The organism is Larkinella bovis, assembly GCF_042655385.1.
GTDB classification, from domain to species: domain Bacteria; phylum Bacteroidota; class Bacteroidia; order Cytophagales; family Spirosomataceae; genus Larkinella; species Larkinella bovis.
Genome location: NZ_JBHSMA010000006.1, coordinates 136,770 through 150,999 on the forward strand (window position 1 = coordinate 136,770; position 14,230 = coordinate 150,999).

The window sequence follows — 14,230 nt, forward strand, 5'->3', positions numbered from 1 at the left end:
ATTACGGGACGCTCTCGATAACGGCAATAGCCCCTTGGGCACCGACCGCCCAGCATTTGCCGCTGGCGCAGGAAATGGAGTGAAAAGCCGAGTTGTCGATTGGGGTCCAGGTTTTGCCGAAATCCGTGGTATAGCCGGTTCCGGATGGTCCAACGGCGATGAGCGTTTGGCCCGTCAATCGCCCGATGCCTTCTTTCAAACCCGGCGGATTGGTGGGCGTTCCGGCCGTCCAGGTTTTGCCTCCGTCGGTTGTGACGGACACATTTGCCCAGTCTCCCTTTTCATTTTTGTAATCACCCCCAACGGCCATACCGTTTTCGCCCCGCGCATCGAACCACAAGCCGAAGATTCCGGCGGTGGGTCCGGCCGGAATGGTGGTTTCGGTAACCTGCCAGTTGCCCTCCCGGGAGGGTGTCGAATAAATCCGTCCGACGCCGGTGCCGCCCGAGGCAATCCAGGCCCGCTGGTAGTTATGGGTTCGCCATTTGTACCCCCGCGTAATCAGGCTGGTTCCGCTGGCGGCAAAGGCGGCTTCGCCCGTGGGCAATAGCGGTAACCGGTCTGTCGGAAGGCGCTTCCAGCTTTTGCCGCCATTGCTGGTGGTCAGTATATACCAGGTGCCGCCGACCGGATCACCGAAGACCATGCCTTCCCAGCGGTTCCAGAAGTCGATCCCGTCGAAAAAGACCCCGGTTTGGTTCGTTTGGAAAACCAGTTGCCAGGTTTTGCCCCCGTTGCTGGTTCGGTAAATCCGGGCCTGTCCCTTCTCGGCGGGTCCGGCGGCCATCAGAATGGCTTCCGTTGCGCTAAATGCCTGCACATCGCGAAAGTCACAGGCTTCGGCACCCGGCACGGTTCCGGCGGTCCAGGTTTTGCCCCCGTTCGTCGTGCGGACAAACGTGCCTTTGCTGCCGCCCACCCAAACGACCTTCTGACTGACCGCGCTGACGGCCCGGAAATTGGCGTCGGTACCGCTGGTCTGGGGTTGCCATTGCGCGAACAGTAGCGAAGGGAACAGAAGAAAACAAAGCAGTTTCATACGGGAAAAGAGCGGTTTTATCGAGATAAAATGGCAATACAGTCGGGATTCGGAAACCAGGCCGATGCGGGTGGCCTATTTTTGTATCCAGCATTTCGTGAATGGTAGGGCTACTTGCTTTCCTTTCCTGTATGTTTGTTTGGATTTATAGTAACTGCAACTAATACACATACTTATGAAAAAGATTTTCGCCCTTCTCCTGGCCTTCGGCTGGAGCGTACTGACGTACGGACAGGAATCGGACAATGTGGTTTCTGCCAAAATTAACGGGAAAGAGTGGCAGGCCAAAGCCCAGCGACTAAATATCCCCTTTACCGGGGTGAAGTACCTGGCCATTGCCGGAATGAACGTAAACCCGGACGTACAGACCTGGATCCGGTTTGTCTATGTCGACCAACTGAAACCGGGTACGTATCCGGTTATTGCGGAAAACGACCGCGAAATGGAAAAGAAATACAAAGAATCGAATGGCAACGTCATTTGGGCGCTGGTCGATTACACGGAAGAATCGAAAGGGCTGGGCCACGCGTTCCGCGACGGCGAATCGTGGAAAGGAACCGTGACCATTACGAGCGTCACCGACAACAGCATCGAGGGCACGTTCGAAGCCACGATGAAAGAAGTGCTGTATAAAAAACGGGCGCTGGCGACGATCTCCGGTTTTGGGATTCGCCAGAATCTGGAAGACAAAGCCATCACGGCGGCCGGTGGCGGTATGCTGACCAAATCGGGACCGCACGATCACGATAACACGAAACGGACCGAAGGAAAAGAAGAAATCGTCATCACGGACGGGAAATTTAAGGTAAGCTGGGGCAAGGATGCCGCTAAGAAAGGAAAGTGACCCGATCGGTCAGTGCGCCCTCCGGCGGGACAAACCACGGTTTGTCCCGCCGGAGGGCGTTTTTTTTCTTAAGAAAGGAGGGCATACGGATGCGGTTAAGCCCATGCAGGCTTGCGATTAAAAGAGGATTAATCCGGTAGACTCGTGGAATAATCCACTCCGTAATGCGTTTAAAATATAGCAATCGATCCTGCGTTAAAACGGTGAAAGTGATTCATTGACAAAAGCTGACCTAATGAAAATTTCCTGGAATGTGCAGTCCTTGGCCTGGATGGTGGTAGTGGGGGCTGGTTTATGGCTAAGCGGCTGTACGAAAGATCCGGCCGTAACGCCCGATTCGCCGGTGAAAGGGACGCCTGCAAAAGCCGATCAATCGGTTAACAATTGGATTCTGGAGAATATGCGGGCGGTTTATTACTGGAATGACAAAATGCCGGCTAGTCCCGACACGACGCTGGAGCCCAATGCCTTTTTTTACTCCCTTCTGTACGATTATACCAACAAAGCCAACCCGGAGCGCGACCGGTTTTCGTGGATTCAGGAGAGTGCTGCCGAACTGAAGTCGTCGCTGAGCGGGGAAGAAAAAACGACCGGTCTGGAAGTTAAATATTACCTGCGCGCATCCGGCTCGACGGACGTGATTAGTACGGTATTGTATGTGCTGCCCGGTTCTCCGGCGGATAAAGCCGGTCTGAAACGGGGGGATATCATAACGACCATCAACGGGCAGAAACTGACCACCAGCAACTATGCCTCGCTGGCGACCGATCCGACGACTTTCCGTTACGGCCTGGGCCGAATCGAATCGGGTAAAATTGTGGATACTCAAACCGTGAAAACCGTCACGGCGGAGGTGTTCCAGCAAAACCCGGTTTTGCTCGATTCGGTCTATGTCGTTGGTACCAAACGCATTGGCTACCTGGTGTATAATCAGTTTATTCCTGGCCCGAACGGCAGCACAACGCCGGTTTACGACCAGAAACTGGAGCAGATTTTCAGCAAGTTCAAGGCGCTGGGCGTCAACGAACTGGTGCTCGATCTGCGTTACAATCCGGGCGGTTACGTGTCGTCGTCGGTGAAACTGGCGAGTATGATTGGCAAGGGTGTTGATAACACCAAGACGTACTACCGGATGGAGTACAACAAGAATGTGATGGCCGAAATCGCCAGCGAAGGCCAGACCGATAACCTGATCACCCGGTTTCAGTACAAGGTGCAAAACATCGGGGCCAATCTGTCGCGCGTTTTTGTCCTGACGACGGGCGGGACGGCTTCGGCCAGTGAGTTGATCATTAACGGGCTGAAACCGTTTATGCCGGTGATTACCATCGGCGAGACAACCTACGGCAAGAACGTCGGGTCCATCACGATTTCGGACGATTCGGGAAAAATCAGGTGGGGGATGCAACCCATTGTGTTCAAATCGTTTAATGCACTGAATCAGTCGGATTATTCGACCGGTTTTACACCCACCATTGCGAAAACCGAACCGCTGGCGGTCAAACCACTGGGCGATGTGGAGGAAGTCTATCTGGCAACGGCGCTGGCCCAGATTACGGGTGCCGGAACCGCCCGTATTGGTACGGATCAGGGGCCGCAACTGCCCGTGCTGGGTTCGTCGGTGGAGCGCCGGGCCGGGGGCAGCAATATGTTCGATGATCTGAAAACGCTGAATCGCTGACGATTCGGAGCGGAGTATTATTCCTGAAAAGCAAAAAACCGTCAGCAAAGGCGGTTTTTTGCTTTTACCCAAAATACCGTCCGGAAGCGATGAGCGGTAACGACTGCGCGGGCTGGATAAACCGGTACGTCCAGCAATCGACGGTGCCGTTGGCGGTTTTTACGGATACGAGGATCCGGTCGTATTCAGCGCCCTCGTAGTCGTCGAGCGTTCGCAGGAAGGCGGGTGCGCCGGTTTCCCGGAACGAATAGACTTCCCCGTGAACCCATGTTTCCGCATCGGGGTCGAAAACCGCACCGGGATACGTGCCAAGATCGTATAATCGACCGGGCGAAAAACCGGGTCCAACGAGCTGACTATGTTGCCGTACATACTGCGCCATTGGCTTTTTTGATGCACTGAGCAGTGTTCCGTAAACGAAAATGTGGCTAAGCGGTGTTTCAGAAGTGGACATTCGATACGCGGTTTTCGAAATGATTCTTGTAAATTTAAACCAATAAGTAATCCGGACGGTTACGTCCCGCCCATATACTCGCCAACCTATGTACGATAAAACCATTGGTACCAAACAAAAAGCGTTGCGGATTAACCTGGACCGGCGGATTTACGGCTCGTTTGCCGAAATCGGAGCCGGACAGGAAACCGCAGCGATGTTTTTTAAAGCCGGGGGTGCATCGGGTACCATTGCCAAAACCATGTCGGCGTATGACATGACCTTTAGTGATGCCATCTACGGCCCCGAAGAAAGCGGTCGCTACGTCGTCGAATCACGGCTGACAAAGATGCTGAACAAGGAATACAGCCTGATGGAAAAACGACTGGCCGATCAACGTGGTGAAACGACCACGTTTTTTGCTTTTGCCAATACGGTCGTCGCGCTGAATTACCAGAAAACCAACGAATCACACGGCTGGATCGGGTTGCGGTTTCAACTGGAACCCCAGGCACCGTATAACGAAGTGGTGATCCACGTCCGGATGCTCGACAACGAGAATGTGCTCCAGCAGCAGGCGCTGGGCGTGATCGGAGTGAATCTCATTTATGGGTGCTATTACTATTACAAATCGCCGGAAACGCTGCTGTTGTCGCTGATGGACGACCTGTCGCCGGAGCGGATCGAGATTGATATGATCCGGTTCAACGGGCCGGATTTTGCCAGCGTCGATAACCGGCTGATGAGTCTGTATCTGGTGCGGAACGGGTTTACCAACGCGGCTTTGTTCGGCCCGGACGGGAATGTGTTGCAGCCGTCGGAAGCGCTCTATAAACGCCATATTCTGCTGCTGCGGGGGCGGTTACGGCCGGTGACGAACGTTCACGTCGATATGGCCAGCAACGGACGCAAGCAATTTCTGGAAGAACCGGACATCGACCCCGACCGGGTGGTGACGGTGGCCGAACTGACGCTGCACAACCTGGCGGCCAATGTCGACCACGGCATCGACGAGAAGGATTTTCTGGACCGCGTCGATATTCTTTGCTCATTGGGGCAAACCGTGATGATCTCGAGCTTTTTGGAGTATTACCGGCTGGTGGCCTACCTGTCGCGGCTGACGCGGCTGAAAATCGGGCTGATTCTGGGCATTCCGAACCTGGAGTATATATTCGAAGAACAACATTACAAGAATCTTCCCGGCGGTATTCTGGAGTCGTTTGCCACCCTTTTTAGCCGGAAAGTGAAGTTGTTTGTGTATCCGACGCTCCGGCCCAACGGAGTGATCTACAAATGCCAGGATTTTCAATTGGCTCCCAACCTGCAACCGTTGTACCAATACCTCATCGCCAACGATAAAATCGCGGATATTGTCAACTACAACGAAGAAAATCTGCACATTTCGACCGACCGGGTCTTGCAAATGGTCAAAGCCGGTGAGGATGGCTGGGAAGCGATGGTGCCCGAAGGCGTTGCCAAAATCATCAAGGACAACTGCCTGTTTGGCTATCCGTGCGAGGTGATTTATCCGCCCGCGCCCGGCCCGCAACGCCTGCAAACGGCGACGGAAGCGCCTTCGCCGTAAACCGCCGATCCGATTTTGAGCCTTGTAAAACCGCAACCGCTTCTGGCTGCGGTTTTTGTTGGCCAATATTGAGGCCGATCCGGTCCGGACAGTTGAAAACAAGTCGAAATAGTTCTATTTTGCCGTTCTTTTGACATAAACCCACCGAGGAATGAATCACCTCCAACCCGCCGATTATGCGGTGTTCCTGCTGTATTTTATCGTTGTATCCGGTTACGGTTACTGGATTTACCGCCGGCGGAAATCGGCGGAAACCAATACCAAAGACTTTTTTCTGGCCGAAGGATCGCTGACGTGGTGGGCCATTGGCGCGTCGCTGATTGCCTCGAATATTTCCGCCGAACACTTCATCGGCATGGCGGGCTCCGGTTTTGCGATGGGGCTGGCGATTTCGTCCTACGAGTGGATTGCGGCCGCGACGCTCATCGTGGTGGCGGTTTACTTCATTCCGATTTATCTCAAAAACCGCATTTATACCATGCCCCAGTTTCTGGCGCAGCGGTACAGCGATACCGTCAGCACGATTCTAGCGATTTTCTGGCTGGTGGTGTACGTGCTGGTGAACCTGACCTCGATTCTGTACCTGGGGGCCATTGCCATCGAGTCGCTGGCCGGCATTTCGTTTACGACCTGCACCATCGGGCTGGCCCTGTTTGCGATTGTTATCACACTGGGTGGGATGAAAGTGATTGGGTATACCGATGTTATTCAAGTGGTTGTGCTGGTGACGGGCGGTTTGGTGGTTACGTACCTGGCGCTGCAACTGGTGGGCGAGAAGCTGGGCATCGATGGGGTCTGGAACAGCCTGGTGTCGCTCCGCTCGGAGGCCGATTCACACTTCCACATGTATTTTCCCGAAGGTCATCCGCACTATAGCGTGTTGCCCGGTATGGCGCTGGTGACGGGCGGTATGTGGGTGAATAATTTCTCGTACTGGGGTTGTAATCAGTACATTGTGCAGCGCGCGCTGGGTGCAGACCTGAAAACCGCCCGGAGCGGGATTCTCTTCGCGGCCTTTCTGAAACTGATGATTCCGCTGATTGTCGTCATTCCGGGGATTGCGGCTTATGTGCTGTACCAGAACGGGGTTTTTCAGCAGGAAATGACCAGCAACGGTGCTGTACGCCCGGATAATGCCTACCCGGTTTTGATGAATCTGTTGCCGCAGGGGATGAAAGGGCTGGCATTTGCGGCCCTGACGGCGGCTGTAGTGGCCTCGCTGGCGGGCAAGTGCAACAGCATCTCGACAATTTTTACGCTCGATATTTACAAGAAATTCTTCGACAAGGACGCGTCGGAGCAGAAGCTGGTGCGGGTGGGACGCTACGCGGTGGTGGTGGCTTTCGCCATTGCCATCGTGATTGCGCCGATGTTGCGCTCGTTCGATCAGGTTTATCAATACATTCAGGAGTACACCAACTTCATTACGCCGGGCGTGTTCGCGATTTTCCTGCTTGGTTTTTTCTGGAAACGCACCACCACGCGGGCGGCTCTGACGGTAGCCATTGTGACAATTCCGCTGTCTACCCTGCTGAAATTCTGGGCGGAAGTCATGGGTTCGTTTGGCGTTCAGGCGGCTGATATTCCGTTTCTGCACCGGACAATGTGGGTGTTCTGCATCGACGTGGCCATCATGGTGCTCGTGACGCTCACCGACCCGGCCAGTCACCACAACGAAAAAGGACTGGAAATCGACCAGCGGATGTTCAAGGTAACCCCATCGTTCATTGCCGGTTCGGCGATCATTCTGACCGTTTTGGCGGTTTTGTACAGCAACTTCTGGTGATAGGCTGTTCGGGATTTCGACGCTGTTCAGGATTTGCAATCCTGAACTCATCTGCTGCGGATTTGAAATCCGCGACAGAGAACATCAAGATTACAAATCTTGATGAGCGCCAAATTATACCCATGCAGGCCTGGGGCTGAGTGCGCGGTTTTGACAATGAGCGAATTATCCGGATATTTTTTAGAATACTCTCCCTAATCTCTCGGCATTTCTCCGTACTTTTGCACCCAATTTTTAAGCCATAGTTTCACTTAATCATTCGGTACAAATGAAAATTGCAGTAGTAGGCGCTACCGGCCTGGTCGGTGGTGAAATCCTGAAAGTGCTCGAAGAGCGTAACTTCCCGGTAACGGAACTGATTCCTGTCGCGTCAGAACGCTCGGTAGGTAAACAGGTAACGTTTAAGGGTAAACAGGTTACGGTCGTGAGCTTCGAGGATGCCATCGCGGCCAAACCGGCTATTGCGATTTTCTCGGCCGGGGGCAGCACCTCCCTGAAACTGGCTCCGAAGTTCGCCGAAGCCGGCATTACGGTGGTCGATAACTCGTCGGCCTGGCGGATGGACCCGACCAAAAAACTGGTCGTGCCGGAAATCAACGCCCACACGCTGACGAAGGAAGACAAAATCATTGCCAACCCCAACTGCTCGACGATCCAGATGGTGGTGGTCCTGAATCCGCTGCATAAAAAATACGGTATCAAACGCGTGGTGGTTTCAACCTACCAGTCGGTGACCGGAACCGGGAAAGCCGCCGTGGATCAGCTGTTTGCCGAACGTTCGGGCGATCAGTCGACGGAAAAAGTGTATCCGCACCCGATCGACCTCAACGTGTTGCCGCACATCGATGTTTTCCTCGACAATGGCTACACCAAGGAGGAAATGAAAATGGTGAACGAAACCAAGAAAATCATGGGCGACGACACCATTCAGGTTACCGCTACGACGGTTCGGATTCCGACCATTGGCGGGCACTCCGAAGCCGTGAACGTGGAGTTCGAACAGGACTATGACGTAGCGGAAGTGACGAAAATCCTGTCAGAAGCCGAAGGTGTAATCGTGCAGGACGATCCGAAAAACTACCTGTATCCGATGCCGCTGACGGCGCACGGAAAAGACGAGGTATTCGTGGGCCGGATTCGGCGCGACGAAAGCCAGCCGAATGCGCTGAACCTCTGGATCGTGGCTGACAACCTGCGCAAGGGAGCCGCGACCAACGCCGTTCAAATCGCTGAATATTTAGTCGAAAACAATTTGGTGTAACCACCAGTTATACAACTTGAAGCCTGTCGGTTCCAAACTGACAGGCTTTTTTGTTTTAGGGCCTCAAGTACTCAGATACGACGAATAATCGGCTCTTTTTTACCAATTTTTGCGGTTGTGTGCCGGTTTTTTGAAGAAAAGGCACAAAATCCGGCTGGTGGGATCGAAACGCGGTTTTTCTGAAAATCGCCATTGGAAGGGTTCGGTATTAGATCAATACAATTTCTTTATTCCGCATCATGAAAACCTTTTTGGTTGCTTTTTTTCTGGTCTGGGTCGGTTGGTGGGTATCGAATACGGTCAAGGCGCAGCAGCCTCCGGCGGTGTCCAGTGCTATGATGGAGGGGATCGGACTGGAGCCGGATACGACCCGACCCGTTGCGCCAACCCGACCGGATACGACGCAGTACAACGTTGCCGACCGTCCTGATACCGTCCGTTCGGTACAACCGCAACCGGTTGCGCAGCCGACGCTCCCCGCCAGTGGAACACCCGTCCAAAACGCCGGGACACCCGGGCGCCGTCCGGCCAGCGCGGCTTCCGTTACCGTGGGGAACGGCCGGATCAGCGGGAAACTGATTACACCCCAGGGCGGGAAAAACCAGCCCGTAGAATTCGCCAGCATTGGCTTGTTTCGGTCGCGGGATTCGAGTTCAGTCACCGGTGCCCTGACCGACGAAAAAGGCTTTTTCCAGATCACGAATCTGGCTCCGGATGCCTATTACCTGCTCATCCAGAGCCTCGGTTTTGCCGCCAAACGCATTCCGCGCATCGTGATCAGCGACGACAAACCGGTGGTGGATCTGGGGAATATTGCGCTCACCGAAACCGCCCGGCAGCTTCAGGAGGTAACGGTGCAGGGCCAGCGGCAGGCGTATGAATATTCGCTCGACCGCAAGATTGTCAATGTCGATCAGTTGCCGATTGCCCAGGGCGGTTCGGCCATCGATATTTTGCAGAATGTGCCGTCGGTGACGGTGGATGTGGACGGAACGCTGAGTTTGCGCGGCAGCAGCAACGTCATTGTGCTCGTCGATGGTAAACCGTCGGGGTTGACGGGGCTGGATCGGCAGGCGATTCTGGACCAGATTCCGGCCAGCAACATTGAGCGGATCGAAATGATTACCAATCCCTCCTCGCGTTTCGATGCCGATGGGGCTGCCGGAATCATCAACATTATCCTGAAAAAAGAACGGGGAGCCGGTTTTAACGGCAATGTGCAGATGAACGTCGGAACACGCGACAAATACAACGCATCAATCAACCTGAATTCGCGGTTTAAAAAACTGAATCTGTTCAGTAGCTATAATTTCCGGGCGGACCGGCGGTTTCAGTACCGGATTTCGGACCGGCAGAACCTGTTCGAGGATTCGGTCAGTTACCTGTCGCAGCGCAACGACGCCATTCGTCGGCGGGTGAACAACAACCTGCGGGCTGGGTTCGATTACACACTGTCACCCCGCGACAACATCACGGCTTCGGTGATGTACCGGCCTGAATACAGCCGCGACACGGAGGTGGAAGTGTTTAATACCCAGGACGACAGCCGGACATCGCTCGGGCAAACCACCCGGAATACGCTGGAAACCGAACCGGAGCGGGGCCTGGATTACGCCTTTGGTTACCGCCGGACGTTCGACAAACAGGGCCGCGAGCTGAGTTTCGACGCCACTCTGTCGAACAACCGTAGCACCGAATACCAAAATTTCAGCAACACGACGACCTTGCCCGAAAACCTGGTGACGCCCAATTTTCTGATCGGCCAGCAACGCGCCGACAACAGCCGGGATAACCGGGTGGCGGTTTTGCAACTGGATTTTGTCGAGCCAATGAAGAACAAAAAGAAATTGGAAGCCGGTTTGAAACACACGTACCGGCGGCTGGGGTCGGACTACACCTTCGAGAACCTGCTGGATGGCGGCTGGACCATTAATCCGGCCATCAGCAATAATTTTATCTACGACGAACGGACGAGTGCCGCCTATGCCAATTTTAGCAACGAGATTAAGAAATTCAGTTATCAGGTGGGCCTGCGGACGGAATATACGGCTATTGAAACCGACCAGCGAACGACCAATGTGCAAAACCGGCGCGACTATCTGTATCTGTTTCCCAGCGTTTTCCTGAATTACAACGCGAGCGAATCGCAGAAAATGCAGATCAATTACAGCCGGCGCATCAACCGGCCCTCGACCTGGTCGCTGAATCCGTTTATCGATTTGTCGGATCCATTGAATATCCGGTTTGGGAACCCGAACCTGAACCCGGAACTGATCAATTCGTTCGAGATCAGCCATTTGCTGTATGGCAAAAACACCACGCTGACGTCTACGCTGTTTTACCGCCAGACCAACAACGAAATCACCAGTTACCGGGTTTTGCGCCCCGATGGCATTACCGAACAAACGTCGCTGAACCTGAACCGCTCCCAGAACTACGGGCTGGAACTGGTTTTGAGTCAGGAGATTACGCGCTGGTGGAAAGCCAACGGTAACTTTTCGTTTTTTCAGCGAAACATTCAGGCCAGCGCCGACGTGCCGGGCATTCTGACCCGTACCAACCGGAGCTGGACGGCCCGCGTCACCTCCAACATGAACCCCCGGAAGGGCACCGATATTCAGGTGGCGTTCAATTACCGTTCGCCGTTCATTGTGGCCCAGGGTACCATCAAAGCCATCACCAACGTTGATATCGGGGTAAAACAATCCGTACTGAAAGGGCGCGGAACGGTGAGTTTGCGGGTCAGCGATATCTTCAACACAATGCAGTTCCGGAACGAAAGTTTCGGCCCCAACTTCGTCTCGACCAGCCGCAACAAACGCGAAAGCCGCATTGGCTTCATCGGTTTCAGCTACCGGCTCAGCAAGCAGGTCGTGCGTGAAAAAGACCGCGATCAGGACCGAGATCGGGATGAAACACCGGGCGAAAATGAGTTCTAGATCGTCGATGGTCAGACAAAAGAGAAAAGATCAGAGAGGAATATAGTGTTTTTAAGCGAGGGGCCGTTTACGGATCCTCTTTCTACTTTGGTTGGTGTATAGTAACTTGGAGGAGGTAATTTTCCTGACTTCAACCCGGACGATGGGCCGCCCGACGGTCCGTGGATACTGTATGCACCGACTTCTTATTTTTATTCTGTTGTTAACCGCAAACCAGGTGTTTGCCACCGCCGACAGCGTCAAAATTGACGGCAAGGCGTTTACCCGACACATTCAGGTGCTGGCTTCGGATGCCTTTGAAGGCCGAAAACCGGGAACGGCGGGGGAGGAGAAAACCGTGCAGTACCTGAAAACCGCCTTTCAGAAAGCGGGCCTGCAACCGGGCAACGGCAAAAGCTATTTTCAGGAGGTCCCGATGGTGACAATTGCGTCCAAACCGGCCGGACCACTGGTGCTGAAAGGCAAAACCGGGACGGTTTCGCTCAAAAACCTGGATGATTTCGTCGCCACCACGCCACACGTTCAGAAGCAGGTGAAAGTCACCGACGCGGAACTGGTGTTTGTGGGCTACGGCATTGTGGCACCCGAATACCACTGGAACGATTATGCCGGGCTGGATGTGAAAGGCAAAATAGTGGTCGTGATGGTGAACGATCCGGGGCAGATCGATAGCACCCTATTCAAAGGAAACACCATGACCTATTACGGTCGCTGGACGTATAAGTACGAGGAAGCCGCCCGCCAAGGAGCCGCCGGGGTGTTGATTGTCCACGAGTCGAAAGCCGCCAGCTACGGCTGGTCGGTGGTGCGGAGTAGTTTCTCCAAGTCGAAACTGTATCTGGAAACCGCCGATGGCAACAAATCAAAAGCCATTGTGGAAGGCTGGCTAACGCTGGATGCGGCCAAAAGTCTGTTCAAACTGGCGGGCGTGTCGCCAGAACTGTTCCGGGAAGCGGGCGTACGCGGTTTTAAACCCGTCAAACTGGGCGTAACGACCTCGCTGGTGATCGACAACGAGATTACGAAATCGACCTCAAAGAACGTCCTGGCATTGCTCCCCGGCACAAGTCGCAAAAACGAATATATCGTTTATACGTCGCACTGGGACCACCTGGGCAAGGGCGAAGCCATCAAAGGCGATTCGATTTACAATGGCGCATCGGACAACGCATCGGGAACGGCGGCTTTGCTCGAACTGGCTGAAACGTTCGCCAGACGGAAGAAAAAACCGGCGCGCTCCATTTTGTTTCTGGCCGTAACGGCCGAGGAACAGGGGTTGCTGGGGTCGGAATATTACGCGACGCACCCGGTTTTTCCGCTGAACAAAACCGTCGCCAACCTCAACATGGATGCGTTTATTCCCATCGGCCGGACGAAGGATGTGGTGCTGGTGGGCAAAGGGCAATCCGACCTGGAAGACTACGCGGCCACGGAAGCGACGAAGCAGGGCCGGACCATCCGGGGTGATTTCAACCCGTCGGCGGGCAGTTATTTTCGGTCCGATCACTTCAATTTTGCGAAGGTGGGCGTTCCGGCGCTGTATTTAAAAACCGGGGTCAATTCGGTCAAAAACGGTGAAGCCTGGGGCAAAGCGCAACTCGAAGACCACAACCTGAACCGCTACCACGCGCCCTCCGACGAATATTCGTCGTCCTGGGACTTGTCGGGAATCATCGAAGACATGCAATTGCTCTTCAACGTCGGCTACCGACTGAGCAACGAATCCTCCTTTCCCGGCTGGAAAACCGGCTCGGAATTCAAGGTGATTCGGGAGAAGAAATAGGGTTACTCTTCACCGTGGACGCCCGCTGTCAGCAGCCCCTATGGGCCCGGCAAACGCCCGGTTCGTTGTTCAGCCACAATCCTTTCAATGATCTCCTTCGTAATACGGGCCTCCGCAGGTGGGTTCCTTCGCGTCAAAAATGGACAAGGTTTGGAACAGTAACCGGGCGATTTCCTGATGCCCGCGCCCGCCCGGATGCAGTGGATCGTTCAGCCATTCCCGGTTTACATCGACGCCGGTGGCGGTTTCCCAATGCGCGTAATTATCCACCAGAATAACCTGCTGCGCGTCCGTCACCCGGCGAATCACCGGTATATACTCCGGCAAGGTTTTGCGTTCCGGGGCTTTGGCCAGAATGATCGGGTTAGGTGTATGCAGAATTGGAACCGCGCCCAGATCGCGGATTTTCCCAACAATCGTGTTCAGATTCTGCTCAAAAACCGCCGTTGTCAAACCCTTCCGGGCGCAATCGTTGGTGCCGATCATGAGCGAGACGACGGCTGGTTTGAATTGTGCTACCCGCCAGTCGAAATCATCCAGAATGTTGGTGGTGGTGTTGCCGCTGATGCCCGTGTTGATCACCAGATCGCGCACCCGCTTCAATTCCCAGCGAAGCCGTTCCGCAAATACTTCGGGATAACTCCGAAAACCGTGCGTGTGCTTGGCACCATGGGTGATACTGTCGCCCGTAAACACCCAGATACCCGGCTCTTTGCGGGTCAGCAACGTTTTGACGGATTCAAGATCCGAGACGGTTTTCGGGTGCCGGGCGGCTTCGGACCAAACCGGGGTCCAGACCGACGGCAGGGCGGTTCCGACGCCAGCTGCCCGGATGAATTTCCGGCGCGAAATCGAGTAGTTTTTCATGGCCAAATCGGG

The 14,230-nt window shown here is 54.3% G+C and carries 10 protein-coding genes; 7 read left to right on the plus strand and 3 right to left on the minus strand.

The features are described from left to right. Position 1 precedes the first annotated feature (1 nt). Positions 2-1,039, minus strand: a complete 1,038-nt coding sequence (locus tag ACFPMF_RS18765; RefSeq protein ID WP_379848210.1) for a WD40/YVTN/BNR-like repeat-containing protein — start codon at positions 1,037-1,039, stop codon at positions 2-4. A 175-nt stretch (positions 1,040-1,214) separates the two neighbouring features. On the opposite strand from ACFPMF_RS18765, the gene ACFPMF_RS18770 reads away from it, so the two are divergent. Further along, the gene (locus ACFPMF_RS18770; RefSeq protein WP_379848212.1) at positions 1,215-1,883 is read left to right on the plus strand and encodes a hypothetical protein; all 669 of its coding nucleotides are present in this window, start codon (positions 1,215-1,217) and stop codon (positions 1,881-1,883) included. A 235-nt stretch (positions 1,884-2,118) separates the two neighbouring features. Beyond that, positions 2,119-3,564, plus strand: a complete 1,446-nt coding sequence (locus tag ACFPMF_RS18775) for a S41 family peptidase (protein ID WP_379848214.1) — start codon at positions 2,119-2,121, stop codon at positions 3,562-3,564. Between the two features lie 64 nt (positions 3,565-3,628). Here the strand turns inward: ACFPMF_RS18775 and ACFPMF_RS18780 are convergent, their stop codons facing one another. Then, positions 3,629-4,018 (minus strand): gamma-glutamylcyclotransferase family protein, encoded by a 390-nt coding sequence (locus ACFPMF_RS18780; RefSeq protein ID WP_379848216.1) that lies wholly within the window; start codon positions 4,016-4,018, stop codon positions 3,629-3,631. Positions 4,019-4,106: 88 nt separating this feature from the next. Here ACFPMF_RS18780 and ACFPMF_RS18785 point away from each other — a divergent pair, with 88 nt between their 5' ends. The 5 genes from ACFPMF_RS18785 (at position 4,107) to ACFPMF_RS18805 (ending at position 13,351) form a co-directional block, all read left to right on the plus strand. Further along, complete coding sequence (locus ACFPMF_RS18785; protein ID WP_379848218.1) at positions 4,107-5,582, plus strand: TonB-dependent receptor; 1,476 nt, start codon at positions 4,107-4,109, stop codon at positions 5,580-5,582. 151 nt (positions 5,583-5,733) lie between these two features. Then, positions 5,734-7,368, plus strand: a complete 1,635-nt coding sequence (locus ACFPMF_RS18790; RefSeq protein ID WP_379848220.1) for a sodium/sugar symporter — start codon at positions 5,734-5,736, stop codon at positions 7,366-7,368. A gap of 268 nt (positions 7,369-7,636) precedes the next feature. Next, positions 7,637-8,629: an aspartate-semialdehyde dehydrogenase gene (locus tag ACFPMF_RS18795; RefSeq protein ID WP_379848222.1), complete on the plus strand. Its 993-nt coding sequence runs from the start codon at positions 7,637-7,639 to the stop codon at positions 8,627-8,629. Positions 8,630-8,868: 239 nt separating this feature from the next. Next, positions 8,869-11,568 carry a TonB-dependent receptor gene (locus ACFPMF_RS18800; protein WP_379848224.1) on the plus strand — a complete coding sequence of 900 codons (2,700 nt, stop codon included), beginning with the start codon at positions 8,869-8,871 and terminating at the stop codon, positions 11,566-11,568. 172 nt (positions 11,569-11,740) lie between these two features. Continuing rightward, on the plus strand, positions 11,741-13,351 hold the full coding sequence (locus ACFPMF_RS18805; protein WP_379848226.1) for a M28 family metallopeptidase: 1,611 nt from the start codon (positions 11,741-11,743) through the stop codon (positions 13,349-13,351). 84 nt (positions 13,352-13,435) lie between these two features. Here ACFPMF_RS18805 and ACFPMF_RS18810 read toward each other — a convergent pair whose 3' ends face one another. Next, on the minus strand, positions 13,436-14,218 hold the full coding sequence (locus ACFPMF_RS18810; protein ID WP_379848228.1) for an SGNH/GDSL hydrolase family protein: 783 nt from the start codon (positions 14,216-14,218) through the stop codon (positions 13,436-13,438). Positions 14,219-14,230: the final 12 nt, after the last annotated feature.

Bases quoted from the DNA above. Each gene is read 5' to 3' on its own strand.
- ACFPMF_RS18765 (WP_379848210.1), bottom strand. From the start codon at position 1,039: ATGAAACTGCTTTGTTTTCTTCTGTTCCCTTCGCTACTGTTCGCGCAA.
- ACFPMF_RS18770 (WP_379848212.1), top strand. From the start codon at position 1,215: ATGAAAAAGATTTTCGCCCTTCTCCTGGCCTTCGGCTGGAGCGTACTG.
- ACFPMF_RS18775 (WP_379848214.1), top strand. From the start codon at position 2,119: ATGAAAATTTCCTGGAATGTGCAGTCCTTGGCCTGGATGGTGGTAGTG.
- ACFPMF_RS18780 (WP_379848216.1), bottom strand. From the start codon at position 4,018: ATGTCCACTTCTGAAACACCGCTTAGCCACATTTTCGTTTACGGAACA.
- ACFPMF_RS18785 (WP_379848218.1), top strand. From the start codon at position 4,107: ATGTACGATAAAACCATTGGTACCAAACAAAAAGCGTTGCGGATTAAC.
- ACFPMF_RS18790 (WP_379848220.1), top strand. From the start codon at position 5,734: ATGAATCACCTCCAACCCGCCGATTATGCGGTGTTCCTGCTGTATTTT.
- ACFPMF_RS18795 (WP_379848222.1), top strand. From the start codon at position 7,637: ATGAAAATTGCAGTAGTAGGCGCTACCGGCCTGGTCGGTGGTGAAATC.
- ACFPMF_RS18800 (WP_379848224.1), top strand. From the start codon at position 8,869: ATGAAAACCTTTTTGGTTGCTTTTTTTCTGGTCTGGGTCGGTTGGTGG.
- ACFPMF_RS18805 (WP_379848226.1), top strand. From the start codon at position 11,741: ATGCACCGACTTCTTATTTTTATTCTGTTGTTAACCGCAAACCAGGTG.
- ACFPMF_RS18810 (WP_379848228.1), bottom strand. From the start codon at position 14,218: ATGAAAAACTACTCGATTTCGCGCCGGAAATTCATCCGGGCAGCTGGC.